This is a genomic window from Pseudomonas sp. FSL R10-1339, from assembly GCF_009600545.1.
Lineage (GTDB): Bacteria > Pseudomonadota > Gammaproteobacteria > Pseudomonadales > Pseudomonadaceae > Aquipseudomonas > Aquipseudomonas bubulae.
Map to the genome: position 1 here is coordinate 1 of NZ_WIVQ01000044.1, position 24158 is coordinate 24158.

19 protein-coding genes and 1 pseudogene are annotated in these 24158 nt (G+C 58.4%); 14 read left to right on the plus strand and 6 right to left on the minus strand.

Features of this window, described 5'->3' with window-relative positions; translation table 11 throughout:
- The 6 genes and pseudogenes from GHO03_RS14170 to GHO03_RS14195 all read left to right on the plus strand — a co-directional run.
- Positions 1-782 (plus strand): FecR family protein (locus GHO03_RS14170; protein WP_256668587.1); only part of this gene is annotated, 782 nt, incomplete at its 5' end.
- A gap of 308 nt (positions 783-1090) precedes the next feature.
- Entirely contained in the window at positions 1091-3682 is a 2592-nt protein-coding gene (locus GHO03_RS14175) for a TonB-dependent hemoglobin/transferrin/lactoferrin family receptor (protein ID WP_372241745.1), read from the plus strand.
- Positions 3683-3784: 102 nt separating this feature from the next.
- Positions 3785-4414, plus strand: coding sequence for a heme acquisition protein HasA (locus tag GHO03_RS14180; protein WP_095031766.1), 630 nt, complete (start codon positions 3785-3787; stop codon positions 4412-4414).
- 149 nt (positions 4415-4563) lie between these two features.
- Positions 4564-6309, plus strand: a pseudogene (locus GHO03_RS14185) (type I secretion system permease/ATPase).
- The gene (locus GHO03_RS14190) at positions 6306-7634 is read left to right on the plus strand and encodes an HlyD family type I secretion periplasmic adaptor subunit (protein WP_153400094.1); all 1329 of its coding nucleotides are present in this window, start codon (positions 6306-6308) and stop codon (positions 7632-7634) included. The pseudogene GHO03_RS14185 and the gene GHO03_RS14190 overlap by 4 nt, the downstream one beginning before the upstream one ends.
- A 29-nt stretch (positions 7635-7663) precedes the next feature.
- Complete coding sequence (locus tag GHO03_RS14195; RefSeq protein WP_095018392.1) at positions 7664-8950, plus strand: TolC family outer membrane protein; 1287 nt, start codon at positions 7664-7666, stop codon at positions 8948-8950.
- A 118-nt stretch (positions 8951-9068) separates the two neighbouring features.
- On the opposite strand, the gene trmA is transcribed toward GHO03_RS14195, so the two are convergent.
- Both trmA and GHO03_RS14205 read right to left on the minus strand, forming a co-directional pair.
- Positions 9069-10157 (minus strand): tRNA (uridine(54)-C5)-methyltransferase TrmA, encoded by a 1089-nt coding sequence (gene trmA, locus GHO03_RS14200; RefSeq protein WP_094999375.1) that lies wholly within the window; start codon positions 10155-10157, stop codon positions 9069-9071.
- Positions 10154-11449 carry an NCS2 family permease gene (locus tag GHO03_RS14205; RefSeq protein WP_094999374.1) on the minus strand — a complete coding sequence of 432 codons (1296 nt, stop codon included), beginning with the start codon at positions 11447-11449 and terminating at the stop codon, positions 10154-10156. Before GHO03_RS14205 ends, trmA begins: the two co-directional genes overlap by 4 nt.
- Positions 11450-11659: 210 nt before the next feature.
- On the opposite strand from GHO03_RS14205, the gene GHO03_RS14210 reads away from it, so the two are divergent.
- Positions 11660-12097 (plus strand): DUF4879 domain-containing protein, encoded by a 438-nt coding sequence (locus GHO03_RS14210; protein WP_094999373.1) that lies wholly within the window; start codon positions 11660-11662, stop codon positions 12095-12097.
- Positions 12098-12198: 101 nt separating this feature from the next.
- Here GHO03_RS14210 and GHO03_RS14215 read toward each other — a convergent pair whose 3' ends face one another.
- The gene (locus GHO03_RS14215) at positions 12199-13428 is read right to left on the minus strand and encodes an MFS transporter (RefSeq protein ID WP_095018390.1); all 1230 of its coding nucleotides are present in this window, start codon (positions 13426-13428) and stop codon (positions 12199-12201) included.
- A 392-nt stretch (positions 13429-13820) separates the two neighbouring features.
- Between GHO03_RS14215 and GHO03_RS14220 the strand changes: the two genes are divergently transcribed.
- The 3 genes from GHO03_RS14220 to GHO03_RS14230 are packed head-to-tail and all read left to right on the plus strand — an operon-like array spanning position 13821 to position 16496.
- Complete coding sequence (locus GHO03_RS14220; RefSeq protein WP_094999371.1) at positions 13821-15260, plus strand: cytochrome ubiquinol oxidase subunit I; 1440 nt, start codon at positions 13821-13823, stop codon at positions 15258-15260.
- Between the two features lie 3 nt (positions 15261-15263).
- Positions 15264-16271 carry a cytochrome d ubiquinol oxidase subunit II gene (cydB, locus tag GHO03_RS14225; protein WP_095018389.1) on the plus strand — a complete coding sequence of 336 codons (1008 nt, stop codon included), beginning with the start codon at positions 15264-15266 and terminating at the stop codon, positions 16269-16271.
- A 57-nt stretch (positions 16272-16328) separates the two neighbouring features.
- Positions 16329-16496, plus strand: a complete 168-nt coding sequence (locus GHO03_RS14230) for a DUF2474 domain-containing protein (protein WP_016779358.1) — start codon at positions 16329-16331, stop codon at positions 16494-16496.
- A gap of 179 nt (positions 16497-16675) precedes the next feature.
- On the opposite strand, the gene GHO03_RS14235 is transcribed toward GHO03_RS14230, so the two are convergent.
- Together GHO03_RS14235 and GHO03_RS14240 are read right to left on the minus strand one after the other, a co-directional pair.
- Complete coding sequence (locus GHO03_RS14235) at positions 16676-17800, minus strand: class I SAM-dependent methyltransferase (RefSeq protein ID WP_153400096.1); 1125 nt, start codon at positions 17798-17800, stop codon at positions 16676-16678.
- A gap of 152 nt (positions 17801-17952) precedes the next feature.
- Positions 17953-18666: a LuxR family transcriptional regulator gene (locus GHO03_RS14240; RefSeq protein ID WP_153400098.1), complete on the minus strand. Its 714-nt coding sequence runs from the start codon at positions 18664-18666 to the stop codon at positions 17953-17955.
- Between the two features lie 367 nt (positions 18667-19033).
- Between GHO03_RS14240 and GHO03_RS14245 the strand changes: the two genes are divergently transcribed.
- Positions 19034-19810 (plus strand): ferredoxin--NADP reductase, encoded by a 777-nt coding sequence (locus tag GHO03_RS14245; RefSeq protein WP_094999367.1) that lies wholly within the window; start codon positions 19034-19036, stop codon positions 19808-19810.
- A gap of 70 nt (positions 19811-19880) precedes the next feature.
- Here the strand turns inward: GHO03_RS14245 and mscL are convergent, their stop codons facing one another.
- Positions 19881-20294 (minus strand): large-conductance mechanosensitive channel protein MscL, encoded by a 414-nt coding sequence (mscL, locus tag GHO03_RS14250; protein WP_094999366.1) that lies wholly within the window; start codon positions 20292-20294, stop codon positions 19881-19883.
- 266 nt (positions 20295-20560) lie between these two features.
- Between mscL and katB the strand changes: the two genes are divergently transcribed.
- From katB to radA, 3 genes are all read left to right on the plus strand, one after another.
- Complete coding sequence (gene katB / locus GHO03_RS14255; protein WP_153400101.1) at positions 20561-22102, plus strand: catalase KatB; 1542 nt, start codon at positions 20561-20563, stop codon at positions 22100-22102.
- A gap of 71 nt (positions 22103-22173) precedes the next feature.
- Positions 22174-22704: an ankyrin repeat domain-containing protein gene (locus GHO03_RS14260; protein WP_153400102.1), complete on the plus strand. Its 531-nt coding sequence runs from the start codon at positions 22174-22176 to the stop codon at positions 22702-22704.
- Between the two features lie 45 nt (positions 22705-22749).
- The gene (gene radA / locus GHO03_RS14265) at positions 22750-24117 is read left to right on the plus strand and encodes a DNA repair protein RadA (protein WP_083369766.1); all 1368 of its coding nucleotides are present in this window, start codon (positions 22750-22752) and stop codon (positions 24115-24117) included.
- The last annotated feature ends 41 nt before the right edge of the window (positions 24118-24158 follow it).

Sequence of the window (24158 nt, forward strand, 5' to 3'; positions counted from 1 at the left end):
GACCAGCAGAAGCCCGACCCGCGCCAGTGACCCGCCGTCGACGCCCGTTGCGCTGGATCGGGCGTGCGGCAGTGCTGTCGTTGGTAGTCGCAGTTGGCTGGGTCAGCGGCCCGACGGTACTGATACAGATGCAGGCCGACTACCGCACAGGTGCGGGAGAAATTCGTACGGTTCAGCTCGACGACGGCAGCTCGGTACAGCTGGATGCCTCCAGTGCCATCAGCATCGACTACGACACTGGCGAGCGGCGTATCAGCCTGCTGGCGGGTTCGGCGGTGTTTGACGTGGCGCCCATGGGCGAAGCCGAAACCCGGCCTTTTGTGGTGCAAAGTGCGGGCGGGCGCACCCGAGCGCTGGGCACGCAATTTGTGGTGGGCCGCGAAAGCCGCGATCAGGCCTGGGTCGGCGTGCTGCAACACAGCGTTGCCGTGAGCCTGCAAACGCCGCCGGCCCAAGGCGCAGCGCAGCAAACCCTTGAGGAGGGCCAGAGCGCCCGCTACAGCGCAGCGCAGGGTGTAGAAAAACTGCCCGGTTTCGACTTGAGCGCAGCCACCAGCTGGCGCCGTGGTGTGCTGGTATTTGACCGCCAACCATTGGGCCATGTGATCGAGCAGCTCAACCGCTATCGCCCCGGCCAGATCATCTTGGCCAACCCGGCCCTGGCCAGTCGACAGGTCAGCGGCGTATTCCGCCTCGAAATGCTCGACAGCGCCCTGCACACCCTTACCCAGGAGTTGCAGGTGCAGCGCGTCGAACTGGCGGGCGTGAGCCTGGTGTATTGAGCCACCACAAAGCTCTGCAGCGCTTTTTGAAAATTAATCGCAAAAACCTTTACTGACTTTTCCCCCATCTTACGTCTTGCTATTGAGATTCATTCGCAAAGCAGCTCGTAAGCCTGGGGAAAATAAAAATGATGGGTAGTCAGCGCAAAGGGGTGCAATCCGCAAGTCGGTTAGCCTTTGCAGTTCATGTCGGGATTGTCGCCCTGTTGGCGGCGCAAATGCCGGTGCAGGCCGCAGAAAAAGTCAGCAGCGCCGTTCAGCAAGAATTTATCGCCTTCCATATTCCGGCCCAGCCGCTGGACAAGGCCGTGCTGATCTTCGCCGAACAGGCGGGCCTGCAAGTGCTGTTTGACAGCCAGATGCTGCGCGGCCTGAGCTCCGTGGCGCTGAATGGCGACCTTGGCGTGCAGGAAGGCCTGGCGCGCTTGCTGGGCAACAACCCGGTGGAATATCGCTTTACCGGCGAGCGCCAGATCACCTTGACCCGCGTCAGCGGCGAACACAACGGCGCCCTGGCCCTGGGCACCACCTCGGTGACGGCCAGTGAGGGTAATACGGCGGATTGGGTTTATCAGACGCCTGAAGGGGTGTCCGTGATTACCAGCGAGCAAATCAACAAGCGCGCCCCCCGCCACACAGCCGACATGCTCGAAGAAACCCCCGGTGTCTACACCGCAGTAGACCAACGCGACCCAGGCTTGTCGGTCAATATCCGAGGTCTTCAGGACTATGGCCGGGTCAACATGAACGTTGATGGCATGCGCCAGGACTTCAGCGTCAATGGTCACCAGCATCGCAACGGCGTGATGCTGATCGATCCGCAGATGATCTCAAGTATTGAAATTGATAAAGGCACTCAGTCGGGCATGGGCGGTGCTGCAGTACTCGGGGGGATCGCCACCTTTAAAACCATCGAAGCCAGTGATTTTTTGAAAGATGGCAAAGAGTTCGGCGGACGTATCCGGGCAGGTAGCGGTATCGGTGAATTGGGTAACGGTACTTATTTCAACGGTGGTGGAGTGTTCGCCATTGGAAACGACATTGGCGATGCCTTGTTTGCCTACAGTGAACGACACTTCGGCAACTACCGTAGTGGCCGGCAAAACGCTGACAACCTGGGGGATGAAATCCGCGTCAAAAAAACTCGCCGCGAAGCCTGGAACAACTGGCTGAACAATGAGGTGGGGGATGCAGGCAGCGTGACGCGATCGCAGATGGTCAAGTTCGGCCTCAACTTGCCCAATGATCAGCGTGTGCAACTGAGCTATCTGAATACCGACAGCGACAGCAATGATTCATGGACCTACGCGATCAACAACGAGACGGACTATGACTACGTCCGCCACAGCAAGAACAATCTGGGCACCGCCAACTTCGGGCTGGACTACAGTTTTAATCCCGACAATGAACTGATCGATTTCAAGGCCAAGCTGTATTACGTCACCACTGAACTGGTGCGTTCCAACGCCGGGCACCAGACGAGCGAAGTAAGGAACAACTACGACCCGTACAAGGACTATTTCCGTACCGATACCTGGGGGCTGCAAGGCGAGAATACATCACGCTTCAACTTCGATTCCTACGGTCTTTTGACCTGGAATTATGGCCTGGAGATGTACCAGGACAACTTCAAGCCAAAGAGCAATAAAGTTGCGGCCTTGAGTGAAGCGGTAAAACCTTATGTTGATGGTGCCGATCCTTCTGGCAAGCGCACCATGGCCAGCCTGTTCAGCAATCTGGAGTACAGCTACAACGACTGGTTGACCCTCAATGGTGGCTTGCGCTATGACCGCTATCGCCTTGAAGGCAAGACGGGGATGACGATCTATCGTAGAGAAATAATTCGCCATGAAAATGGTGTGCCAATAGTCGACCAAAACCCTGCTAAGCGTGTCGAGGATACCTATGACCTGGACGAAGAGAGTGGCCAGTTTTCACCGACCTTCGGTCTTGCCATCAAGCCGGGTGTGGACTGGCTGCAGTTATATGCACGCTGGGGCAAAGGCTGGCGACCACCAGCAGTGACTGAAGTATTGATGACTGGGCGGCCCCATGGCGGTAATGCCCCTGAACGGGTGTTCCCCAACCCATTCCTTAAAGCCGAGGAGTCCAGAGACTGGGAAGTGGGCTTCAATATTTTTAAAGAATCGTTGTTTTTTAATAATGACCGGCTGGGCGTGAAAGTATCTTACTTTGATAATCGCATCAAAAACTTTACGTTTATGCAGTACGGTATCGCGCTGCCTGAAGCATCAAATAATTTTGGTGATCTGGCATATGTTAATAATTTGAATGACACCCGTTTTAGGGGGCTTGAGTATCAGCTCAACTATGATATGGGGCATGCGTATACCAATTTAAGCTACACCCATATGATTGGCGCTAATGATTTTTGTGCAAATGATCACTATCTTGGGGGCGCCAAAAAAACCGGAAAAATCCTGAAGAGTTATTTGGAACGTTATGTAAAGCCGGATGGGACAATGGGCTTTAGAAAAGTGAGCGAGTATGAGTACCTGGATGATGATAAAAGCAACAGCTACGTCGCGTGCGGCGGGATCATGGGCAGCGCGGCGCATATGCCCGCAGACCGGGGATCTTTAACCGTTGGTGCGCGCTTTCTGGAGCGACGCCTGGACACGGGAATTCGTTTGCGCTATAGCCGCGGTAACGGTGCCGATATGAACGCTCATAATTATTACAATATCGAACAAGCGACCTGGCCCAAATACAGTGTGTATGACCTGTATGCCAGTTACTGGCCCACTAATGATGTGAACCTCACGTTAGTGCTGGAGAACGCCACTGATGAGGCATATTTCGTTGCCATGGGCGATGCCAATAACTTGAGTTTGGCTCGGGGTCGTACATTGAGCGGAATGCTCGAATACAAATTTTAAAAAACAGCGATTCTGTCGTTGTTAAAGATTTTGCTCGTGTTGAGCAAAAGCACGCAGACGTGTGCAGGTTGTCACTAAATCTATCAATGGAAGAAAGTAAATATGACTATCTCGGTAACTTACAACTCAGTGTATGGCGATATTTCTGTTAAAGACGTATTGAGTGAGTGGTCGACCGGCTTCCGCACCGCGGATCATGGTGCAGCCCATACCGGTGGTTTCAACACAGGTGGCCGTGCAATGACGGGCGAGCAATATGCAACTCAGGGCGCTAACGGTTCGTCCTACGCCTTCGTGGCAGAGAGCGATACGGATAATGGCTTGAATTATGTGTTCAACCCTAAGCTGTCCGCGGGCGACAACATGAACCACTTTTTGTGGGGCAATCTGGATAACGTGCAGTTGGGTAACTATCTGGGCGGCGGTCAGGGCAGCGATTTCACGCTGGGCGACTACACCGCCTCCTTCAACGGCCTCGACCTGTCTGCCGCCAGCGATGCTGGCCGTGCTGGCAACGCTGTTCAGGACGTGATCTACGGCCTGATGAAAGGCGACGTATCGGGTCTGGAAGGGGTGCTCAACAACCTGCTGAGCGGGTTCGGCCTAAGCACCGATTCGACCTTCGACCAACTGGCGGCAGCTGGCCTGGCTCACGCCGATGCACCGCTGGCGGCTGATATCAGCCTGATTGGTGTGCTGGATGTGGCTCAGGACTGGGCACTGGCGGCGTAACTCCCGCCCACCTCAGTGAACTCCAATCCTGTGGGAGCCGGGCTTGCCCGCGATGGCATCGGCATGGTCTGGCAGTCAGACCGCGCCGCTTGCATCGCAGGCAAACCAGCTCCCGCAGGGTTTTCGGCCCATATCCTCGGAATCTTTCCATGACCCGGCCCAAAGCCAACGAGATGCTGGCTGCCTTGACGGCCTACAAACGTGCTTTTTTCAATATCGGCCTGTTCTCGGCCGTGATCAATTTACTGATGCTGGCCCCGGCCCTGTACATGCTGCAGGTATATGACCGGGTGTTGGCATCGGGCAATCAAATGACCCTGTTGATGCTGACGCTGATGATCCTCGGCCTGTTTGGCCTGATGGGGGCGTTGGAGTGGGTGCGTAGCCAGGTGGTGATCCGTCTCGGCACGCAGATGGACATGCGCTTGAATCAGCGCGTCTACGACGCCGCTTTTGAGGCGCAATTGCGCACCGGCAGCCCGGCAGCAGCGCAGGCGTTGAATGACCTCACCAGCCTGCGCCAGTTCGCGACGGGCAATGCGCTGTTCGCGTTTTTCGACGCGCCGTGGTTTCCGGTGTATCTGTTTGTGATCTTTATGTTCAGCCCCTGGCTGGGGCTGTTGGCCCTGGGCGGCGCGGTACTGTTGATGATTCTGGCATGGGTCAATCAGCGCGTTTCCCAAGCGCCGCTCAAGGCCGCCAGCGAGTTGTCGGTGCAGGCCACCCAGCAGGCCAGCGCGCATCTGCGCAATGCCGAGGCCATTGAAGCCATGGGCATGCTCGACACCTTGCGCGGGCGTTGGCTGGCGCAGCACACGGCCTTTTTGGCGCAGCAGAATCTGGCCAGCGAAAAAACCGCCACCGTCAGTGCCTGGTCCAAGGGCGTGCGTCTGGCCCTGCAATCCCTGGTGCTTGGCCTCGGTGCCTTGCTGGCGGTGCAGGGGCAGATCACGGCCGGGATGATGATTGCCGGCTCCATTCTGATGGGCCGGGTGTTGAGCCCCATCGATCAGTTGATCGGCGTGTGGAAACAGTGGAGTTCGGCGCGGCTGGCCTATCAGCGTCTCGAAGCCTTGCTGCACAGCTAACCGGCTCGGGCGCAACGCATGGCTTTGCCCGCGCCACGGGGCGAGCTGGCGGTGGAGCAATTGAGCGCCAGTGCGCCCGGCACCCGTCGCGCCACCCTGGCCAACCTGAGTTTTACCCTGCCGGCCGGGCAGGTGCTAGGGGTGATCGGGCCTTCTGGTTGCGGCAAGTCAACCCTGGCCCGGCTGCTGATCGGCGTATGGCAGCCGCTGGCGGGCAAGGTGCGGCTGGACGGTGCCGAGCTGTCGCAGTGGGACAAACACCAGCTTGGCCCGCACTTGGGTTATTTGCCCCAGGACATTCAGCTGTTTGCCGGCACCATCGCGCAAAACATCGCACGCTTTGCCGAGGTGGATGCCGATAAGGTACTGGCCGCCGCGCAACTGGCGGGTGTGCATCAGCTGATTCTGCAATTGCCCGACGGTTATGAAACGCGCCTGGGCGAGGGTGGCGCTGGTTTGTCCGGCGGGCAGAAGCAGCGCATCGGCCTGGCCCGCGCGCTGTACGGTCTGCCTGCGGTGATCGTGCTCGACGAACCCAACTCCAACCTCGATGAAGCCGGGGAGCAGGCCTTGTTGCAGGCCATTACCCAGCTCAAACAGCACAAGCGAACCCTGATTTTGATCACCCACAAACCCAATGTGCTGACCCTCACCGACCAACTGTTGATCCTGCGCGAAGGCCAGCTACAAGCCTTTGGCCCCACGGCCAAGGTGCTCGGCGCGCCCGCTGCAGCTAAACCTGCGGCGCCCAAGCCGGCGATGAACGTGAGCTACCGGCTCGGCACGGCAGAGGCGAACAAGGCATGACGCAGTTAAATGCCAAGGCCGTTGGCGACAGCAATGTGCTGCAACTGGATGACACCCGATATGCGCGCCTGGGCTGGTTGTTGATGCTCGGCGGCTTTCTCGGATTTCTCGGCTGGGCCGCATTGGCACCGCTGGATAAGGGCGTTGCGGTGTCGGGCAAGGTGATGGTTTCGGGCCATCGCAAAGTGGTGCAACACCCCAGCGGCGGGATTGTTGAGCGCATCGATGTGCGCGACGGCGACAAGGTGGTCGCAGGCCAGGTACTGATTCGCTTGAAGGAAACCCCGCTGCTGGGTCAGGCCCAATCCTTGCGCAGCCAGTTTTATGGCTCGCTGGCCAGTGAAGCGCGGCTTAATGCCGAGCGCGACGGTGTGGCCAGTGTGAGCTTTCCCACCGAGTTGACGGCATTGGCGAGCGAGCCGGAGGTGGCGTCCAATCTGGCTTTGCAACGGCAATTGTTCGATAGCCGGCGTCAGGCGTTGCTGCTGGATCAGCAGGGTATCGACGAGAGCATCGCGGGTGCCGAGGCGCAGTTGCGTGGGGTACGTGACTCCCAGGCCAGCAAGGTACTGCAACGCACGGCCCTGACCGAGCAGTTGCTGGGTTTGCGTGAGCTGGCCCGTGAAGGCTATATCCCGCGCAATCGCCTGTTGGACAGCGAGCGGGTGTACGCCCAGGTGCTGGGTTCGATCAGTGAAGACTACGGTCGCATCGGCCAATTGCAGCGACAAGTGCTGGAGATGCGTCTGAAAATCCGGCAATTGACCGAGGAATATCAAAAGGAAGTGCGTACGCAACTGGCCGATACCCGGATACGAACAGAGGACCTGCGCAATCGGCTGGCGTCGGCCGAGTTTGAACTGGCCAACAGCCAGCTGCGTGCGCCGGTGGCCGGGATTGTGGTGGGCCTGGATGTGTTTACCGAAGGTGGGGTGATCAAGCCCGGTCAGGCGCTGATGGAAATCGTGCCCCAGGGCGAGCCCCTGCTGGTCGAGGCCCGGGTGCCGGTCGAGCTGGCCGACAAGGTGCACGCCGGGTTGCCGGTGGAACTGATGTTTTCGGCCTTTAGCCAGAGCACCACGCCGCGGGTGGCGGGGGAAGTGATGCTGGTGTCGGCGGATCGCCAGGTCGATGAACGCACGGACGAGCCGTATTACACACTGCGTGCCCAGGTCACTGAAGCAGGCATGGCCCAGTTGGCAGGGTTGCAGATTCGCCCGGGCATGCCGGTTGAGGCATTTGTGCGCACGGGCGAGCGCTCGATGCTCAATTACCTGTTCAAACCGCTGCTCGACCGTACTCACATGGCATTGGTGGAAGAATGACCGTGCGCCAGTTTGTATGTGGATTATTGATGGTGTGCACGGGGCCGGTGCAGGCATTGGGGTTGCTGGACGCCTACGATCTGGCCGTGCGCAATGACCCGACCTTCCAGGCCGCCATCGAAGAGCGTGCCGCCGGTGAGGAGAACCGCGCCCTTGGCCGCTCCGCCTTGCTGCCGACCCTGTCGTGGAACTACAACAACTCACGCAACGAGTCTGAAGTCACCCAGGCCAGCACCCGGACCGATCGCGACTACCGCAGTTATGCGGCAACCTTGACCTTGCAGCAACCGCTGCTGGACTACGAAGCCTACGCACGATTCCGCCAGGGCGCGGCGCAGGCGTTGTTTTCTGATGAACGCTTTCGCAGCAAAAGCCAGTACCTGGCGGTGCGGCTGCTTAATGCCTATAGCCAGGCCTTGCTGGCACAGGAGCGCATTGAACTGAGCCGTGCGCAAAAGCGTGCTTTTGCCGAGCGTTTGCAGCTTAACCAGCGATTGCTCAAGGGCGGCGAGGGCACCCGCACAGATGTGCTGGAAACCCAGGCACGCCTGAGCATGGCGGTGGCCGAAGAAATCGAGGCGCAAGACAATCAGGACGCAGCCCTGCGGGAGCTGGAGGCGATGCTTGGCGAGCCGTTGCAGATCGGGCAACTGGCCCCGCTGGCGGCGCACTTTGCGATTGCGCCGCTGGAGCCGCAGCGCTTTGAAAGCTGGCGCGAGCTGGCCCTGGCCAATAACCCGGAACTGGCCTCGCAGCAGCATGCGCTGACCTCGGCTGAGTACGAGGTGGAGCGCAAGCGGGCCGGGCACTTACCCAAACTCAGCTTGTATGCCAGCAGCCGTCAGACCAGTTCTGACTCCGAAAGTACCTATAACCAGAAATACGACACCAACAGTGTCGGCATTCAGCTCACCGTGCCGTTGTTTGCGGGGGGATCGGTGTCGGCATCGACCCGCCAGGCCGCGCGGCAATTGTCCCAGGCCCAGTATGAACTGGACGCGCAAACAGCCAGCACGCTGGTGGACCTGCGCAAGCAGTACAACCTCAATAGCAGTGCCGCGGCCAAGGTGCGGGCCTATGAAATGGCGGTGGAGTCCGCCGGTGCCCTGGTGCAGGCGACGCAGAAAAGCGTGAGTGGCGGCGAGCGGGTCAATCTGGATGTGCTGGATGCCGAGCAGCAGTTGTTCAGTGCCAAGCGGGATCTGGCCGAGGCACGCTATGCGTATTTATTGGCACGGGTACAGCTCAGGTATTACGCGGGGGTATTAAACGAGGGGGATTTGCGGCAGGTGGCGGGGTATTTTCGGGCCCATTAAACATGGCCATATTGCGGCCTTACCATCGCGGGCAAGCCCGCCCCCACAGGTATTGCGCTGATCCTGTGGGAGCGGGCTTGCTCGCGATTCGGTCGACACGGTGTATCAGAACCTGTGTTTACCGACGAACCAGCAACACACCCGATTCCATATGGTGCGTCCACGGAAACTGGTCAAATACCGCGCAGCGCTCGATACGGTGAGTATCGTGCAGTTGGGCGATATTCTCGGCCAATGTCGCCGGGTTGCACGAGATATACAGGATGTTGTCGAAACGGCGGGTCAGCTCACAGGTGTCCGGGTCCATGCCCGCGCGAGGCGGGTCGACGAAGACGCTGCCGAACTCGTAGCTTTTCAGGTCGATGCCCTGCAAGCGACGGAACGGACGTACTTCGTTCAGGGCTTCGGTCAGCTCTTCGGCCGACAAGCGTACCAGCGTGACGTTATCCACAGCGTTGTCGCGCAGGTTGTTCAGCGCGGCGTATACCGACGTCTTGCTGATTTCGGTGGCAAGTACCTTACGCACACGGGTAGCCAGCGGCAGGGTGAAGTTGCCGTTGCCGCAATACAGCTCCAGCAGATCATCCGAACGCTCGCCCAGTGCGTCGTATGCCCAATTGAGCATCTTCTGGTTGACCGTACCGTTTGGCTGGGTGAACGCGCCTTCAGGCTGTTGATACGTGAAGGTGCGGCCTGCCACTTCCAGCTTCTCGACTACATGATCGCGGCCAATCACAACACGTTTGCCCTTGGAGCGACCGATCACGCTGATATCCAGGTCTTTGGCCAACTGCTCGGCGGCGGTTTGCCAGTGCTCGTCCAGCGGGCGGTGATAGCACAAGGTGACCATTGCATCGCCTGCCAGGGTGGTCTGGAACTCCACCTGGAACAACTTGTGGCTCAGGGCCGAACTGGCTTGCCAGGCAGCCTTGAGCTGGGGCATCAGTTGGTTGATGCGCAGGCTGGCGATCGGGAAGTCTTCGATCAGGATCGGTGTGCGCTTGTCGTCCTGGGCAAACATGGCGTAGTGACGCTCACCACCCTCGCGCCACAGACGGAACTCGGCCCGCAGGCGAAAGTGCTTGAGCGGCGAGTCGAACACCTGCGGCTCAGGCGCATCGAAGGGCGCCAGCAGCTCACGCAGACGGTTGGCCTTGGCTTCAAGCTCAACGGCGTAGGTAGCAGAATCAAACGGCAAGGCACTCATGCGTTAAACCAACCCAGCTTGACCACAAACAGAACCGACAAAATGATCAGCGGTGCATTCAACTCGCGGGCGCGGCCCGACAGCAGCTTGATCACGGTCCAGGAAATAAAGCCGAAGGCGATGCCGTTGGCGATGGAGTAGGTGAACGGCATGGCCAGGGCGGTGATTACCACCGGGGCGGCGACAGTTACGTCGTCCCATTCGATTTCTGCCAGGCCGCTCATCATCAGTACGGCCACGAACATCAGCGCAGGCGCGGTGGCGAAAGCTGGAACGCTGGCCGCCAATGGCGAGAAGAACAGCGCCAGCAGGAACATGATGCCAACCACAATGGCGGTCAGGCCGGTACGGCCACCGGCGCTCACGCCCGCTGCCGACTCGATGTAGCTGGTGGTGGTCGAAGTGCCCAGCAGCGAACCGGCCATGGCCGCGGTGCTGTCGGCGATCAGGGCGCGGCCCATTTTCGGCATGTGGCCGTCCTTGCCCATCAGCCCGGCGCGCTTGGCAACGCCGATCAGGGTGCCGGAGTTGTCGAACAGGTCAACAAACAGGAAGGCAAAGATCACGCTGATCAGGCCGATATCCAGCGCGCCTTTGATATCCAGCTGCAGGAAGGTCGGAGCCAGGGAGGGCGGCATCGACACGACACCACCGAAATCGGTCACGCCCATGGCAATCGAGGCAATGGTCACGGCCAGGATGCCAATCAGCACCGCCCCGCGCACTTTCATCGCTTCAAGGGCCACGATCAGGGCAAAGCCCAGGGAGGCGAGGATCACTTTTGGCTGAGCCAGATCGCCCATACCTACCAGGGTAGCCTTGTTGGCAACCACGATACCGGCGTTGCCCAGGGCGATCAGCGCCAGGAACAGGCCGATACCGGCGGCAATGGCCGAGCGCAGCGGTAGCGGGATGCTGTTGATGATCCATTCGCGGATGCGAAAGATCGACAGCAGGAAGAACAGCACTGCCGAGATAAACACTGCGCCCAGCGCGACCTGCCAGGTATGGCCAAGGTGCAGCACCACGGTGTAGGTGAAAAAGGCGTTCAGGCCCATGCCCGGTGCCAGTGCAATCGGGTAGTTGGCGATAATGCCCATGGTGGCTGAACCGATGGCGGCCGCCAGACAGGTGGCAACAAACACGGCGCCCTTGTCCATGCCCGTTTCACCGAGGATGCTCGGGTTTACGAACAGGATATAGGCCATCGCCAGGAAGGTGGTGATACCCGCAAGTATCTCGGTACGCACATTGGTGTTGTGTGCTTTGAGTTGAAACAGCCTTTCCAGCATGCCAGTCCCCGTGGCGCCAAATGCGCCGTGATTAAATCGTTTTCAACAGCAAAGCACAGACGCGGACCGCCTGAAGATTTTCTGTCTGTCGGAAAAAGCCGCGCATCATACCAGCAGCTCGTGGATATGGCTGCTTTGGTTACCTTGCGAGGCCATGTTTTATAACCTTGATGTGGCAGGCATACTGCGTGCCAGTTTTCGGAGGGACCCATGAAGCACTTCATCAAACCTGTTTCAGCCTGTTTTGGCCTCTTTATAAGTGCCGCTGTCAGCGCTGCGCCTGCCATGCCTTTGAGCACTGTCGAGATCCTCAAGGTAGCGTCTGTTTCCTGTGCGGTGGAGGATGTGTCCGATGGTCGCGAGCAGACCCGCTGCGACCATAACGGCCCCCATATCAAGGTCTATGTGCTGGAGCGCGGTTACGGCGGCCAGCCCAATGTGACTCTGGACGGCCAGGAAGTGGATGGTGTACGGGCGCCGGTATGCAATCAGGGCGAGGGGCTGGTGGCCTGTAACGGTTCAGGCACCACCGTGGGGCACTTGTACACCTTTGATCTGGGTAACAAGAACGGTGGCTGGTTCGAGTTCAGTAACAGTTCGCTGGTACCGCCGCACAATCGGCTGGGTGTGAAGCTATATATAAGGTAGCAGCGGCTACAGAAAACTCCGCCGTGGGAGCGAGCCTGCTCGCGAACGCTTTTCGCGAGCAGGCTCGCTCCCACGGAAGGGCTTGATCGGGAACAGAATATCTAGAGGGTATTGCGCTCTTCCACCATCCGGTCCCGATTGGCCAGCCCCGGGAACAGTTTTATCCACAGCCCGGTAACAATCAGCGTACCGACGCCGCCCAGCACGACAGCAGGCACTGTGCCCAGCCAGTGAGCCGTGGCCCCGGATTCAAACTCCCCCAACTGGTTGGACGCGCCGATAAACAGACCGTTAACCGCGCTCACCCGGCCACGCATCTCGTCCGGAGTCTCCAGTTGCACAAACGAAGCGCGAATCACCATGCTGATCATGTCCGCCGCGCCGAGTACCACCAGTACCGCCAATGAAAACCAGAACGAGGTCGACAGGCCGAAGGCGATGGTGGCAACGCCGAAGACCCCCACAGCGGTGAACATCACGCGCCCCACCTTGCGCTCCACCGGGAATCTGGCCAACCACAATGACATCAGCAAGGCGCCGATCGCCGGTGCCGAACGCAACATGCCCAGACCCCAGGGGCCGGTCAGCAGAATATCCTTGGCAAACACCGGCAGCAGCGCCGTGGCCCCGCCCAGCAGCACGGCAAACAGGTCCAGGGAGATAGCGCCCAGCACGTCCGGGCGACTGCGAATAAAACGAATGCCCGCCAGCAATGAGTCCAGCGTGGCCTTGGCCTTGTTCAACGGCAACTGACGGGCTGGCAGGTTGCTCATCAGCAGTGCCGCAATCAGGTACAGCGCCACGCTCGGGCCATACACCCACACGCTGCCAAAGGCATACAACAGGCCGCCAAACGCCGGTGCGACGATGGTGGCCGATTGCTGTGCCGCTTGTGCCGCCGCCACGGCCCGGGGAAACAGTTCAACTGGCACGATGGAAGGTAGCAGCGCCTGGGTGGCAGGCATTTCGAAGGAGCGGGCCGCGCCGAGCAAAAACGCGAGGATAAAGATCATTTCCCGGGTGATATGGTCGCTGGCACTGCTAATGGCCAGTGTCAGGGCAATCATCGCCTGCAGTGACTGGCACACGGCGGCCACCCTGCGGCGGTCATAGCGGTCGGCCACATGCCCGGTGTGCAGCATGAACAGCAGGCGTGGAGCGAACTCGATCAAGCCCACCCAACCCAGGTCCATCACGTTGCCGGTGAGCTGATAAAGGTTCCAGCCGATGGCCACTGTCAGCATCTGAAATGCACTGGCGGTGAAGATGCGGGCAAACCAGAAGGCCACAAAGGGTCGGTGATGGCGTAGCAGAAGGGGCTGGCTGGTCATGTGGGAGGATCGTGCTGAAGGGTTGGGGGAGGCCGAGATTATCACTGTTTTGTAACAAATAATGACTCAAAACATCATGATCTCCGGGAGCCTGATAAGGGATTTCTGCGATTCCCTGCACTTCTTGCAACGGTCTATATCAAGGGCTGAGGCATCGTGTCACGCGACAACAAACCACATTAGCCGTGTGTCAGGAATGGACTACTCTTTCCTCCATGCTTGATCCAGATCAAAACCTCTCCGGTTTTGTCTGAGTGGCCAGTCGGCCAGATCCCTTTTTGTTGTGGTTAAAAAGCGAGCAGCGATTCGCAGCGGCCATGGCTTGCGGGGAAGTTGGATTCGGGCGCGACGCTCGGGTCCTCAACGACCTGATACCTGATAGAGGAAGACTTATGTTCGGTTTGGAGGCTCTCGATCTCGCCCGAATTCAGTTCGCGTTTACCGTGTCGTTCCACATTCTTTTTCCCGCCATTACCATCGGTCTCGCCAGTTATCTCATGGTGCTCGAAGGCATGTGGCTGAAAACCCGTGACGACACCTACCGCGACCTGTACCACTTTTGGTCGAAGATATTCGCCGTCAACTTTGGGATGGGAGTGGTGTCGGGCCTGGTCATGGCCTATCAGTTCGGTACCAACTGGTCGAGGTTCTCGGACTTCGCCGGTGCTGTTACCGGGCCGCTACTGACCTATGAAGTACTCACCGCATTCTTCCTTGAAGCAGGTTTTCTGGGGGTAATGCTGTTTGGCTGGAACCGCGTCGGTCGCGGGATGCACTTTTTCTCGACCGTCATGGTGGCCATCGGCACACTGATCTCGACCTTTTGGATCCTGGCCTCCAACAGCTGGATGCAGACCCCGCAAGGTTTTGAAATCATCGATGGCCGAGTCATTCCGGTGGACTGGCTGGCGGTGATTTTCAACCCGTCGTTCCCTTACCGTCTGGCGCACATGGCCACGGCCGCCTTTGTTGCCACGGCATTTTTCGTCGGTGCCTCGGCTGCCTGGCACCTGTTGCGCGGTCGCAATACACCGGCCATTCGTCGCATGTTCTCGATGGCGATGTGGATGGCCCTGGTGGTTGCGCCGGTGCAGGCCTTTATTGGTGACGCCCACGGCCTGAATACCCTTGAGTATCAGCCGGTGAAAATCGCCGCGATCGAAGGTCACTGGGAAAACAAGCCGGGTGAACCGACGCCGCTGATTCTGTTCGGCATTCCCAACATGAAAACCGAGACCACGGACTACAAGATCGAGGTGCCATACCTGGGCAGCCTGATCCTGACCCATAGTCTGGACAAGCAGATCCCGGCCATGAAGGACTATCCGGCAGCGGATCGTCCGAACTCGACCATCGTGTTCTTCACCTTCCGCATCATGGTTGCGCTGGGCATGTTGATGATCTTTATCGGCCTGTGGAGCGTGTGGCTGCGTAAACGCGGCACCCTCTACGAGAACCGCTGGTTCTTGCGCCTGGTGCTGTGGATGGGGCCATCGGGCCTGATCGCGATCCTCGCGGGCTGGTTTACTACCGAGATTGGTCGTCAACCGTGGGTGGTCTACGGGCTGATGCGCACGGCTGATGCTTCGTCCAACCACAGCGTCACGCAAATGAGCATCACGCTGGTCATGTTTGTCGTGGTGTATTTCTCGCTGTTCGGTGTAGGTCTGGGCTACATGATGCGTCTGGTACGCAAGGGTCCGATCACCCACGAAGGCGATGACGAAACCCACGGTGGCCCAGGCCAGCAACGCACGCCTGCCCGTCCTCTGTCTGCAGCCCATGAGGGTACAGATGAAGGCCACAGCGACAGCCTGACGAAGGGGAATTGAGTCATGGGTATTGATCTGCCACTTATCTGGGCAATCATCATCATCTTCGGGATCATGATGTATGTGGTCATGGACGGTTTCGACCTCGGGATCGGCATCCTCTTCCCCTTTATCAAGGGTGAGAAAGACCGCGATGTGATGATGAACACGGTCGCCCCTGTCTGGGACGGTAACGAAACCTGGCTGGTACTGGGCGGTGCAGCGCTGTTTGGCGCCTTCCCGCTGGCCTATTCGGTAGTGTTGTCGGCGTTGTACCTGCCGCTGATCCTGATGCTGATGGGCCTGATCTTCCGCGGCGTGGCCTTTGAGTTCCGCTTCAAGGCGCGCCCGGAAAAACGCCATATCTGGGACAAGTCCTTTATTGGCGGTTCGCTGGTGGCGACGTTCTTCCAGGGCGTGGCGCTGGGGGCCTTTATTGATGGCCTGCCGGTCGTCAATCGCCAGTACGCCGGTGGCGGGCTGGACTGGCTGTCACCGTTCACGGTGTTCTGCGGTATTGCCCTGATCGTGGCGTACGCCCTGCTGGGTTGCACCTGGCTGATCATGAAGACCGAAGGCGAACTGCAAGAGCGCATGCACAAACTGGGTCGCCCGCTGGCACTGGCCGTACTGGTGCTGATGGGCATTGTCAGCCTGTGGACGCCGCTGGCCCACACAGACATCGCGGCCCGCTGGTTTACCCTGCCTAACCTGTTCTGGTTCCTGCCGGTGCCGATCCTGGTGCTGGTGACCATGTACGGTCTGCTCAAAGCAATCGCGCGCAAGGCCCACTACACGCCGTTCCTGCTGACCCTGGTGCTGATATTCCTGGGTTACAGCGGCCTGGGCATCAGCCTGTGGCCGAATATCATTCCGCCTTCGATCTCGATCTGGGACGCGGCGGCACCGCCGCAAAGCCAGGGCTTCATGCTGGTGGGCACCCTGTTTATCATCCCGTTCATTCTGGGCTACACCTTCTGGAGCTACTACGTGTTCCGCGGCAAGGTGACCCACGAAGACGGTTATCACTAGTAGCAAGTGCCGCTGTGGCCTGAGGGCCACAGCCTTTTCCCCAAGAGGAGGCCCCACATGGCTGGCAAGGATTATCTACACGACGTGCAAGAATGCGAAAAGAAGCCTTTATGGCAACGCATAGGCTGGCTGCTGGTGATCTGGACCGGCAGTGTGGCCACCCTGGCAGTATTTGCCTGGCTGATCCGCATGTTCATGACGGCGGCAGGCATGAAAAGCCACTGACTTCCCATCCCGTTGCCTTGCGGCTACGGTTTTATGACCCGCTTCGGCGGGTTTTTTTTGTACTGTCTTCTGTGGGAGCGAGCCTGCTCGCGATACAGGCGCTGCGCGCTTGTCGGTTCAATCGAGTCGGAGCTTTCGCGGGCAGGCCCGCTCCCACAAGGGGCTTGCAAGGATCAGGTTTACTTGCGCGCCTTGAGGATCACGAACTTGGGCGTGGCGGCCACTTGCTCGACACCACGAAACAGCTTGGCCAGCTTGCTGTGATAGCCCAGGTGGCGATTGCCGACGATATACAGCGCCCCGCCCACCACCAGCGCTTCACGCGCCTGCTGGAACATGCGCCAGGCCAGAAAATCCCCCACCACCTGTTGCTGGTGAAACGGCGGGTTGCACAGCACCACGTCCAGTGAGTCCGGTGCCTGGCTCGCCAGCCCGTCATCGGCCCGCACTGTCACTTCGCGATCACCCAGGGCCGCTTGCCAGTTTTCCCGGGCGGACTGCACGGCCATAAACGACTCGTCGACCAGCGTGTACTGCGCCTGCGGGTTGGTCAGTGCGCTGGCAATGGCGAGCACGCCGTTGCCGCAGCCCAGGTCGGCAACCCGGGCCGAGCCCAGGTTTTTCGGCAGGTGGGGCAGGAACGCCCGGGTACCGATATCCAGGTCTTCGCGGCAGAACACGTTGGCATGGTTGAGCAGCTCGATGGCCGGCTTGTCCAGTCGATAGCGGGTAGGGTAGGGCGAGGTAAATGGTCCCAGGCCCTGTGCTGTGGCGATCAGCAGCCGGGCCTTCTTGACCGCCAGCGAGGCATGCATCGGGCCGATATAATGCTCCAGCAAATCGCCAGCAGCCCGTGGCAGGTGCTTGACCATCGCGCCCGCGATCACTTGGGCACCCGGTGCCAGCTGACCTTGCAGGCGGATCAGTTGTTCTTCAAGCAAAGCCAGGGTCTTCGGCACGCGTACCAGCACGCAGTCGAATGGCCCTGCCAGTGGTTCACTGGCCGGAATGATCGAGACCGCATCGTAAGCATGGCCGTTGCGCACCAGGTTTTTTTCCAGCGCTTGCATGGCCAGGAAGGAGTCACTGCTGCTGGTGACCTGCATTGTGCCCACCAGGCTGATCGCCAGGGCCCCAAAGCTGTCATTGAGCACCAGCACCCGGCTGTTTGCGGGCAGCGCCTGTTCGGCCAAGTGATTAAGCAAATACTCATCCGCCGCATCAAAGGCCTGCAAGGGCTCGTTCTGCTGCTCGGGTTGGCGGATCAGGCGAAGTTGGGCGAAAGGGCTTTCTAGCACGGGCATTTATACAAACTCTGAGGAATCAACTGTTGCATGACCTGCCCCTGAGGGCGTCTGGCAAGCAGAAGCGTCCGTGGGTTTTACAGGTGGCGGTGATTTTACTTTTTTTTACCGAAGATTACCTGATGGGTTTATTGCTGCTGCGCAGGGCAGGCCTACAACAGGCCTGACTTGGCCGCCATGACCACCGCGGAGGTTTTGTTGTTGGCCCCCAGTTTTTTCATGGCGCTGCTGATGTGAAAGTTCACGGTACGGGTGCTCAGGCCCAGAATCATGCCGATGTCGGAAGCGATTTTACCTTCGGCAGTCCATTTCAATATCTCCAGCTCGCGACAAGACAGGCGGATGATATGAATCTCCAGCCGGTGATGAAGGTGGCAGCGCTCGAGCATGGCACTGTGCAGTTGGTTGCAGAGCCACAACACATTGGCAGCCTTATCTGAAAACTCGTCCTCGGTGACTGGCGTGCTTTTTCTGGCGAGGCTCAACATGCTCACAGCGCCATTGGGGTCGTGTACCGATTGCGACCAGCCATAGGTCAGCCCGCAGTTTTGCGTGGCTCTCCACTGGTCAGGCGTCTCACGAAAGACATCAGAACTCCAGATAATGGGCAGGATCGATAACTGGCAGTGGGTCAGCAGAGGGTTTTTTTGCGAGAGGTGACCTTTTTCATATCTATCGATATAGTCATTTGGATAGTTTGTAATTACTTTGCTATTCGTTGTGATGTTTCCAAGGCGAGGAATCATTCGAAAGAAGAAATAGTCAAAGCCGTATTCTTCTATTCGTTTGAGTGTGTTTGAACAGAGTTCAGCCTCGCTTATGCAAGAAAGGTAATGGTTTTTACTGATTGAATGATGTGCGGTCATAAGGCGCTCCTGCGGCCCGGCAGTAAGTAAGCGGTGTTGTGAGATAGCCCGTTAAGAAGATTTTAGGTGCTGTTTCGAATAATGCTAATTATTCGAAAGTAGGGGTTGGTATGTGAAAACTTTGTTAGTTGTAGATGTGGGTGCTCATGTAATAACAGTATCTAATTATACGTTTTCGGGTGTTTCTATATAGCAGTTGCGTGGGGTTAACGGCACCGGATCCAAAAGCTCAATGCAAAGCTATCTTTCCGGCTGCAGTCCGGGCGGTGTTTGCGATGCGGCTGGATGCCGTAAAGCCATCACAAACCATCGGTTTTTCTCAGGCCCTCTTTGCGCGACACTAGGGCATTCGCCATTGGAGTGCCCCATGACTGCCACTGCAGAAAAATTCACCCAACAGACGCTTCTCGACGTCACACCGCTGACGCCCAGCCTGTTCACGTTGCGTACCACACGTGATCCGGGTTTTCGCTTTCGCGCAGGGCAATTCGCCAGGCTGGGGGTGACCAAGGCCGATGGCAGCACGGTGTGGCGCGCCTATTCAATGGTCTCTTCCCCCCATGACGAGTTTCTGGAGTTCTTTTCGATCGTGGTGCCAGGCGGGGAATTTACCAGTGAGCTCAGTCGCCTGGAAGTGGGTGACACCTTGTTGGTGGAGCGTCAGGCCTACGGCTTCCTGACTCTTGACCGCTTTGTCGACGGTCGTGACCTGTGGCTGTTGGCAACCGGCACTGGCATCGCGCCTTTCCTCTCGATCCTGCAGGATTTTGAGGTGTGGGAAAAGTTCGAGCGCATCGTGCTGGTTTACAGTGCCCGCCATGCCTGCGAAATGGCCTATCAGGAACTGATCGCCGGGTTATGCAGCCGTGAATACCTGGCCGACTATGCGCACAAATTTATCTACATACCGGTGGTTACCCGGGAGCAGGTACCCGGTGCATTGAACGGGCGCATTACTGCATTGATCGAAAATGGCGAACTTGAACACGCCGCAGGTATTGAATTGAGCAGTGAGCACTCACGGGCCATGTTGTGCGGTAATCCGCAAATGATCGATGACACGCGCAAGTTGCTCAAGGCACGGGACATGCAGTTGAGTCTGAGCCGCCGGCCAGGTCAAGTTGCTGTTGAGAACTATTGGTAGTTGTTTTGTATTGTGTGTGACATGAAAAAACAAAGGCGCCCCTGAGGGCGCCGTTGTTTTTATTGAGCACTTATGGCCGGTTATTTTGAACTTTGAGCAAGTCGCGAATTTCGCCCAGTAGTTCCTCTTCTTTAGAGGGCAGCGGTGGTACGCTCGGAGCGACCGCCTCTTCGCGTTTCAGGCGGTTGATTGCCTTTACACCCATAAAGATAGCGAACGCGACGATGATAAAGTCGATCACGCTCTGGATGAATTTGCCGTAGGCCACAACCACTGCTGGCGCATCGCCAACGGCGGCTTTCAGCGTAATGGCCAGGTCACTGAAGTCGACTCCGCCAATCAGCAACCCCAGTGGTGGCATGACCACGTCCCCCACAAAGGACGAAACGATTTTGCCGAATGCCGCGCCGATAATGATACCGACGGCCATATCGACCACGTTCCCTTTGACCGCGAAGGCCTTGAACTCACTTATCACGCCCATAGGTTATTCCTTGTTACAGATGAGGTTGGTGGGTGCAGTGTAAATCAGCATGGCGGATCTTGCCCGTACAGCTGTTTGCGGGTAAGCAATCGACCCGTTTGGCCGTGAGAAGTTTTCTATTGGCTTTCACTACGCGATTGAATGGCGCAATACCAGACCTTTTTCTCAATGGCCGGCTTGAGACCTTTCTATTTAGAGTTTGCGTTGCATGCCTCTAGCCTTTGGTCAGCGCTCCATTGCGCAACCAATAACCAGAGGACTTACGCATGACCACCCCCCTAGGCTTCGGCGCGCTTTCACAGCGCCGCCTGCTGTGTGTATTAAGCGCCAGCCTGCTGTCGGTTACAGCCCAGGCCGCCACACTGACCCGTGACAACGGTGCCGCTGTCGGTGACAACCAGAACTCCCAGACGGCAGGGGCCAATGGTCCGGTTCTGCTGCAAGACGTGCAGCTGCTGCAAAAGCTGCAGCGTTTTGATCGCGAGCGTATCCCGGAGCGAGTTGTTCACGCTCGTGGCACAGGCGCACACGGCACGTTTACAGTGACCAATGACTTGAGCGACCTGACCAAGGCCAAAGTATTTGCCAAAGGCGAAACCACCCCGGTGTTTGTGCGTTTCTCGGCCGTGGTACACAGCGCCCACTCACCAGAAACCCTGCGTGACCCACGGGGTTTTGCCACCAAGTTCTACACCGCGGACGGCAACTGGGACCTGGTGGGTAACAACTTCCCCACCTTCTTTATCCGTGATGCGATCAAGTTCCCGGACATGGTTCACGCCTTCAAGCCTGACCCGCGTACCAACCTGGATGACGACTCGCGCCGTTTCGACTTCTTCTCTCACGTACCGGAAGCCACACGCACCCTGACCGAGCTGTACTCCAACGCGGGTACCCCCGCCAGTTACCGGGAAATGGATGGTAACGGTGTACACGCCTACAAACTGGTCAATGCCAAGGGGGACGTGCGCTATGTGAAGTTCCACTGGAAGAGCCTGCAGGGGTTGAAAAACCTTGATCCAAAACAAGTGACGCAGGTTCAGGGCCAGGACTACAGCCACATGACCAACGATCTGGTTACGCATATCAATAAGGGTGACTTCCCCAAGTGGGACTTGTATGTGCAGGTCCTCAAGCCTGAAGACTTGAAAACCTTTGATTTCGACCCGCTGGATGCCACCAAGATCTGGCCTAACGTGGCTGAGCGAAAAGTCGGGCAAATGGTCCTGAACCGCAACCCGGCCAATGTCTTCCAGGAAACCGAGCAGGTCGCCATGGCCCCGGCCAACCTGGTGCCAGGTATCGAGCCTTCCGAAGACCGTCTGTTGCAGGGCCGGGTGTTCTCCTATGCCGATACGCAGATGTACCGCCTGGGTGCCAATGCCATGCAATTGCCGATCAACGCCCCCCGGGTCGCGGTAAACAATGGCAACCAGGACGGCGCGATGAACCTTGGCCACACCACGTCGGGGGTGAACTACCAGCCAAGCCGCTTGATGCCGCGTGAAGAGCCGCAAGCTGCGCGCTACAGCGAAATGCCATTGGCGGGTACTACCCAGCAAGCGAAGATTCAGCGTGAGCAGAACTTCAAGCAGGCCGGTGATCTTTACCGTTCATTCAGCCAGAAAGAGCGTCAGGATTTGATTGAAAGCTTCGGTGGTTCGCTGGTAACTACAGACGATGAAAGCAAGCACATCATCCTGTCGTTCCTTTACAAGGCCGACCCTGAGTACGGCACTGGCGTAGCCAAAGTGGCCAAGGGCGATCTGAGTCGGGTCAAGGCGCTGGCTGCCAAGCTGGCGGATTAACCCGCAGCCCTCACCCCGATCCTCTCCCTTTTGGAGGGTCGGGGTGAGGGCTTTTGATTCAGGAGAGAAGCATGCGAACGTTTATTTCCCTGGCCTTGCTGTTTTTCAGCGGCCTGAGCCTGGCCGATGGGGCCTACACCCGGGGCCAGCTTCAGGATTACTTTTTTGATGCCGCCCGTCGTGGCGATGTATCAATGCTCGATACCTTTATCGAGTCCGGCTACACCCTCGATATTCAAGACAGCAAAGGCTATACCGCGCTGATTCTGGCTGCCTATAACGGCCAGCCCAAGGCGGTGGAGCATTTGCTCAAGGCAGGCGCCAATGCCTGCGTGCAGGACAAACGCGGTAACACGGCCCTGATGGGGGCGATTTTCAAGGGTGAACTCAATATTGCCCACCGCCTGATGGCAGCCGACTGCAACCCTGATCAGCGCAATGGTGCAGGGCAGACGGCGGCCATGTATGCAGGCCTGTTTCAGCGGGTCGAGTTGCTCAAGGATTTATCCCGCAAAGGGGCTGACCTGAATGCCGTAGATGCATCGGGCAACAGTGCCGCTCGGCTGGCCAATGGCGAAATCCGCATGCCCGTAGCGCGCTGACCAAAGCCTAGTGGGCTATCATCGCGGTTTTTCCGTGGAGTTCAGATGGCCAAGCCCAAGCGCATTTACGGCTGCACCGAGTGCGGCGCAACTTTCCCCAAGTGGGCCGGGCAGTGCGGCGAGTGCGGCGTCTGGAACACCCTGGTGGAAACCATCGTTGAAAGCGGGGCTGCGGCGCCGCCCAGCGGCCGTACCGGCTGGACCGGACAACAGGCCCAGCTCAAGACCCTGGCCGAAGTCAGCATCGAGGAACTGCCGCGCTTCTCCACCGCTTCTGGCGAGCTGGATCGGGTGCTTGGCGGCGGTCTGGTGGATGGCTCGGTGGTGTTGATTGGTGGCGATCCGGGGATCGGCAAATCCACCATCCTGCTGCAAACCTTGTGTCAGATGGCTACACGCATGCCTGCGTTGTACGTCACCGGCGAGGAGTCCCAGCAGCAAGTGGCCATGCGCGCCCGGCGCCTGGGGCTGCCGCAGGATCAGCTCAAGGTGATGACCGAAACCTGCATTGAAAGCATCATCGCCACTGCCAAGCTGGAAAAGCCCAAGGTCATGGTCATCGACTCGATTCAGACCATCTTTACCGAGCAACTGCAATCAGCACCGGGCGGCGTGTCGCAAGTGCGTGAAAGTGCGGCCTTGCTGGTGCGTTATGCCAAGTCCAGCGGCACGGCGATTTTCCTGGTGGGCCATGTGACCAAAGAAGGCGCATTGGCCGGGCCGCGGGTGCTGGAGCATATGGTGGATACCGTACTGTATTTCGAGGGTGAATCCGACGGGCGGCTGCGCTTGCTGCGGGCAGTGAAAAACCGTTTTGGCGCGGTCAACGAGCTGGGCGTATTCGGTATGACCGACAAAGGCCTGAAGGAAGTTTCCAACCCTTCCGCAATTTTCCTTACCCGCGCCCAGGAAGAAGTCCCTGGCAGTGTGGTGATGGCCACCTGGGAAGGGACTCGCCCGATGCTGGTGGAGGTGCAGGCGCTGGTGGACGACAGCCATATGTCCAACCCGCGGCGGGTGACCCTGGGCCTGGACCAGAATCGTCTGGCCATGTTATTGGCCGTATTGCATCGACACGGCGGTATTCCTACTCACGATCAGGATGTTTTCCTGAACGTGGTGGGCGGGGTCAAGGTGCTGGAAACCGCATCGGACCTGGCGCTGATGGCCGCCGTGATGTCCAGCCTGCGTAATCGTCCGTTGCCCCATGATCTGCTGGTGTTCGGTGAAGTCGGCCTGTCGGGTGAGGTGCGCCCTGTGCCAAGCGGCCAGGAGCGGCTCAAGGAAGCGGCCAAGCACGGTTTCAAGCGCGCCATCGTGCCCAAGGGCAATGCGCCCAAGGAGTCGCCGCCGGGGCTGAAAGTCATTGGCGTTACCCGTCTGGAACAGGCGTTGGATGCGTTGTTCGAATAAGCGTTCAAAGGTGTAAAAAAATCTGCAAGGGTTGGGCGCGG

Excerpts from the sequence above, each read along its gene's own strand:
- GHO03_RS14210 (WP_094999373.1), top strand. The coding sequence starts at position 11,660 with ATGAAGCACTTCATCAAACCTGTTTCAGCCTGTTTTGGCCTCTTTATA.
- GHO03_RS14230 (WP_016779358.1), top strand. The coding sequence starts at position 16,329 with ATGGCTGGCAAGGATTATCTACACGACGTGCAAGAATGCGAAAAGAAG.
- radA (WP_083369766.1), top strand. The coding sequence starts at position 22,750 with ATGGCCAAGCCCAAGCGCATTTACGGCTGCACCGAGTGCGGCGCAACT.
- GHO03_RS14190 (WP_153400094.1), top strand. The coding sequence starts at position 6,306 with ATGACGCAGTTAAATGCCAAGGCCGTTGGCGACAGCAATGTGCTGCAA.
- trmA (WP_094999375.1), bottom strand. The coding sequence starts at position 10,157 with ATGAGTGCCTTGCCGTTTGATTCTGCTACCTACGCCGTTGAGCTTGAA.
- GHO03_RS14235 (WP_153400096.1), bottom strand. The coding sequence starts at position 17,800 with ATGCCCGTGCTAGAAAGCCCTTTCGCCCAACTTCGCCTGATCCGCCAA.
- GHO03_RS14245 (WP_094999367.1), top strand. The coding sequence starts at position 19,034 with ATGACTGCCACTGCAGAAAAATTCACCCAACAGACGCTTCTCGACGTC.
- GHO03_RS14240 (WP_153400098.1), bottom strand. The coding sequence starts at position 18,666 with ATGACCGCACATCATTCAATCAGTAAAAACCATTACCTTTCTTGCATA.
- cydB (WP_095018389.1), top strand. The coding sequence starts at position 15,264 with ATGGGTATTGATCTGCCACTTATCTGGGCAATCATCATCATCTTCGGG.
- GHO03_RS14205 (WP_094999374.1), bottom strand. The coding sequence starts at position 11,449 with ATGCTGGAAAGGCTGTTTCAACTCAAAGCACACAACACCAATGTGCGT.
- GHO03_RS14180 (WP_095031766.1), top strand. The coding sequence starts at position 3,785 with ATGACTATCTCGGTAACTTACAACTCAGTGTATGGCGATATTTCTGTT.
- GHO03_RS14220 (WP_094999371.1), top strand. The coding sequence starts at position 13,821 with ATGTTCGGTTTGGAGGCTCTCGATCTCGCCCGAATTCAGTTCGCGTTT.
- GHO03_RS14215 (WP_095018390.1), bottom strand. The coding sequence starts at position 13,428 with ATGACCAGCCAGCCCCTTCTGCTACGCCATCACCGACCCTTTGTGGCC.
- mscL (WP_094999366.1), bottom strand. The coding sequence starts at position 20,294 with ATGGGCGTGATAAGTGAGTTCAAGGCCTTCGCGGTCAAAGGGAACGTG.
- katB (WP_153400101.1), top strand. The coding sequence starts at position 20,561 with ATGACCACCCCCCTAGGCTTCGGCGCGCTTTCACAGCGCCGCCTGCTG.
- GHO03_RS14260 (WP_153400102.1), top strand. The coding sequence starts at position 22,174 with ATGCGAACGTTTATTTCCCTGGCCTTGCTGTTTTTCAGCGGCCTGAGC.
- GHO03_RS14195 (WP_095018392.1), top strand. The coding sequence starts at position 7,664 with ATGGTGTGCACGGGGCCGGTGCAGGCATTGGGGTTGCTGGACGCCTAC.